This window comes from uncultured Streptococcus sp., assembly GCF_915066115.1.
In the GTDB taxonomy this organism is placed as follows: Bacteria; Bacillota; Bacilli; order Lactobacillales; family Streptococcaceae; genus Streptococcus.
The window spans coordinates 1-4,266 of record NZ_CAJZDT010000141.1; the positions used below are offsets into that span (position 1 = coordinate 1).

3 protein-coding genes and 1 pseudogene are annotated in these 4,266 nt (G+C 43.0%); 1 reads left to right on the plus strand and 3 read right to left on the minus strand.

Annotated features, from left to right (window positions below):
- The 3 genes from QZ565_RS08390 to pheT form a co-directional block, all read right to left on the minus strand.
- The coding region (locus QZ565_RS08390) for an ABC transporter permease (protein WP_295528150.1) at window positions 1-452 on the minus strand (452 nt) is incomplete at its 3' end.
- On the minus strand, window positions 449-1,342 hold the full coding sequence (locus tag QZ565_RS08395; RefSeq protein WP_000895280.1) for an ABC transporter ATP-binding protein: 894 nt from the start codon (window positions 1,340-1,342) through the stop codon (window positions 449-451). The genes QZ565_RS08395 and QZ565_RS08390, both read right to left, overlap by 4 nt.
- 234 nt (window positions 1,343-1,576) lie before the next feature.
- A complete protein-coding gene (pheT, locus tag QZ565_RS08400) occupies window positions 1,577-3,982 on the minus strand; it encodes a phenylalanine--tRNA ligase subunit beta (protein ID WP_295528157.1) in 2,406 nt (801 codons plus the stop codon).
- A 44-nt stretch (window positions 3,983-4,026) separates the two neighbouring features.
- Here pheT and eno point away from each other — a divergent pair.
- Window positions 4,027-4,266, plus strand: a pseudogene (eno, locus tag QZ565_RS08405) (phosphopyruvate hydratase); the annotation flags it as partial.

Here is a 4,266-nt window from a genome sequence, read left to right on the forward strand (position 1 = left end):
AGTGTTTGTGTGAAGCGTTTTTGCTGTTCTTGTGACAAATTGGCTGCCGAACGATTGAGTTGGTATTGCAGTTCGTTAAGCTTATTGGTTACTGCTAGCTTGATGCCTGTTTCAAGAGAAGTTTCACCATGATAGACGGCCTTGAGGACGCTGTCCTCTTGGTCAATGGTTAGGTAACCCTTGATTTTCTCATCTTTGATAGCAGCTTGGGCACTGGCTTCATCCTTATAATCAAAGTTGATACCATTGGTACCCTTGAGCCCATCTTCCACAGATGGCACAGTTGTTACTACTGCTATCTTACTATTCTTGGCCATAGAAGACCCTTGGAGATAGCCAATTCCTACAGATAAGGCTAAAAAGAGGAACGGCGAAATCACCATAAAGAAGAAACTCCACGATTTGACATGTCGAAGATAGGTTTCTTTCATTACAACCCACATATTTCTCATACTTCCACCCCTGATTCTAGTTTAAAGATTTCATCGATTGTTGGCGCTTGCTGGTCAAAGGTTGCGATATATTGCCCTTGAGTCAAGATTGGGAAAAGTTCCCTTCCAGCGTTCTCATCCTCCAAGATCAATTTCCAACTGCCTTGTTTGGTCAAGCTCACCTGTTTGACATGAGGAAGATTTTCCAATTCTTCCTTGCTTCGTTCACTTGAAACAAAGAGACGCGTTTTCCCGTATTGGTTGCGAACATCCTGAACTGGTCCATGCAAGACCACACGGCCATCTCGAATCATGAGAATATCGTCACAAAGCTCCTCGACGTTGGTCATGACATGGTCAGAAAAGATAATGGTTGCTCCGCGCTCTTTTTCCTGAAAAATAACTTGCTTGAGCAATTCAGTATTGACTGGATCCAATCCACTGAAAGGCTCATCCAAGATAATCAAGTCTGGTTCATGAATCAGAGTAATAATGAGCTGAATCTTCTGCTGATTTCCTTTTGACAGACTCTTGATTTTATCAGTCAGCTTCCCTTTCACTTCCAACCTCTTCATCCATTGAGGGAGTTTTTCCTTGATTTCCTTAGCATCCATACCTTTTAGAGTCGCCAAATAGCGAACTTGTTCAAGGACTGTCAATTTAGGCATGAGACTGCGTTCTTCAGGTAGATAGCCAATCCGAGCATAGGTTTCCTGACGAATATCCTGACCATCTAGACTGATTTCTCCTTGGTATTCTAAAAACTTCAAAATACTGTGGAAAATCGTTGTCTTCCCAGCACCATTTTTCCCAACTAGTCCCAAAATACGACCTGGTCGCGCTTGAAAGTCAATGCCAAACAAAACTTGCTTGGGTCCAAAACTTTTCTCTAGACTTCTTACTTCTAGCATCTTTCACCTCCGAAATGTCTTGTACTCATTATACTCCTTTTTGATAGCCTTTACAATGATTTCTGTCCATTTTTATCATCCTCATTTTAGTAAAAAATCTTAGGGTACTTTGAGCTATGAGTACATTATACAGTGGTAAACTCCAATTTATCTTCTCTGTTCCTCAACTGTCTATTTTTGATCCTGAATTGTTATTTGAAAGCAAAAATCCACCCCGAAGGATGGATTGATAAGTTAACGCACTTCTGCATTGACTTTTTCTTCAAGAGACGCTTGGATTTTTTCCATGTAGCGTGCGACTTCTTCGTCCGTTAAGCTATCTTCTGGATTTTGGAAGGTCAAGCTATAGGCCATTGACTTCATACCAAGTCCCAATTTCTCATCTGAGAAGACGTCAAAGAGTTTGATATCTGTCAAGCGTTTCACACCGGCAGCTTGGATAGCGTCCACAACTTCTTGATGAGTGACTTCTGCCTTGAGGAGAAGGGCAACGTCACGGCTAACTGCTGGGAATTTCGTGATTTCCACAAATGGAGTAGCTGGTTGAAGGGCTACTTCGATGGCTGAAAGGTTGAGCTCAGCTACATACGTTTCTGGAATATCGTAAGCCTTAGCAGTGACTGGATGCACTTGGCCAAGGAAACCAAGAACTTGGTCACCGAGTGAAATCATAGCTGTACGACCTGGGTGGAGGCTTGCAATTTCAGCTGTAGCTGTATAAGTTACTTGGAGTCCCAAACGAGCAAAGAGTGCTTCAAGGATTCCTTTAGCATAGAAGAAATCAACTGGAACTGCTGCTGTTTGGAAATCTTTTTCAGCAACCAAGCCTGTCAAGGCAAAGGCAAAACTGTTGATTTCATTTGGAAGTTCTTCTTTCGGATTGCCAGTTTGTTCAAAGACTTTCCCAATCTCGTAAAGGGCCAAGTTTTTATTCTTACGAGCCACGTTGTAGGCAACTGTATCAAGGATACCTGAGATCATATTTTGACGGAGGACTGAACGATCCACAGTCATTGGCCACATAAGTTCAGTAAAGTTACTTGGTTGAGCTGTGAACTCAACTGCTTTTTCAGGAGTTGTCAGAGCGTAGGTGATGATTTCTGTCAAACCTGCCCCTTCAGCAATGGTACGAACCTGACGGCGAAGTTTTTGTGTCGCAGTCAATTCACCTGCTGTACCATCGTCTTTTGGTAGACTAGTTGGCAAGCGGTCATAACCATAGATACGAGCGATTTCTTCAAAGAGATCTGCTTCAATAGTGATATCCCAACGGCGACGTGGGACACTGACTGTAAAGCTAGCTGCATTTCCAGAAAGGCCAAAACCAAGACGACGGAAGACGTCTTCTACATCAGCATAAGAAAGCTCTGTACCAAGGACACGGTTAACATCAGCAAGAGTTGAAGAAACTTCCACATCAGAGGTATCAAGTTCACCCGCTGAAACGATACCCTTACGCACAGTCGCACCTGCAAGCTCTGCAATCATGCTAGCTGCCGCATCAAGAGCTTCGTTAACAGTTGCCACATTAATCCCTTTTTCAAAGCGAGAAGATGACTCAGAACGAAGGTTAAGACGACCACTTGTCTTACGGATAGATTTGCCATTGAAAACAGCAGCTTCAAGGACAACACGACTAGATTTTTCAGAGATTTCTGTTGCTTGCCCCCCCATGACACCGGCAAGGGCTACTGGCTTGTCAGCGACAGTAATGACTAGGTCATTCACGTCCAAGTCACGTTCTTCACCATCTAAAGTCACCAATTTTTCACCAGCACGCGCTTCACGCACACGGATGTCACTCCCTTCAAAGGTATCCAAGTCAAAAGCATGCATTGGTTGACCAAAGTAGAGCAGGATGTAGTTTGTCACGTCCACCACGTTGTTAATAGGACGGATACCTTCATTCATAAGAAGGTTTTGCAACCATTGTGGACTTGGTGCGATAGTAACATTGTCCAAGATACGAGCTGCATAGTAAGGCGCCTTGTCTGTCTCAATACCTACAGAAAGAGCATCTGCTGCAGCTTGGTCAGTCTCTGAAAGAGTAAATTCTTTAAAGTTGACTGCCTTATCATAGATGGCTGCCACTTCGTGAGCCACTCCACGCATAGAAAGGGCATCTGCACGGTTAGGGGTAATTGAAAGTTCGATGATTTCATCATCCAAGTCTAGATATGAGAAGACTTCCTCACCAGGAACGGCATTTTCTGGCAAGATTTGGATGCCATCTGCGAATTCCTTAGGCACAACTGAATCAGAAATTCCCAATTCGCCAAGCGAACAGATCATTCCAAGTGACTCTAAACCACGGATTTTTCCTTTTTTAATTTTGTAGTTGTCAGCGATACGAGCTCCCGGAAGTGCCACCATAACCTTGATACCAGCACGCACATTTGGGGCACCACAAACGATTTGACGGGCTTCTTCTTCTCCAACGTTAACCTGACAAACATGGAGGTGAGTTTCTGGCACATCTTCGCAAGACAAGACCTCACCGACGACAATTTTTGAGAGACCAGCAGCAGGCGATTCGACACCTTCGACCTCGATCCCTGTAGTTGACATTTTTTCAGCCAACTCTTGTGATGGAACATCAATATCCACCAATTCTTTTAACCATTTATAAGATACAAGCATAATTTAGTTCTCCAGAATGACAGTTGCCACTCTAGTTCTTTTCCTTTCCTATCATTTCAATAGAAGATGGATTAGGTGAAGATGACTGGGATGGTTGGGTAAAACTAACTAAGGCTATAGGAGATAGAGTACAAATAGTTGGAGATGACTTATTTGTAACTAACACTGAAAGATTGAAAAAGGGTATAGAACTAGGAGCAGGAAACTCTATCCTTATAAAATTAAATCAAATAGGATCATTAACTGAAACTTTAGATGCAATAGAAATGGCAAAAAGAGCTGGA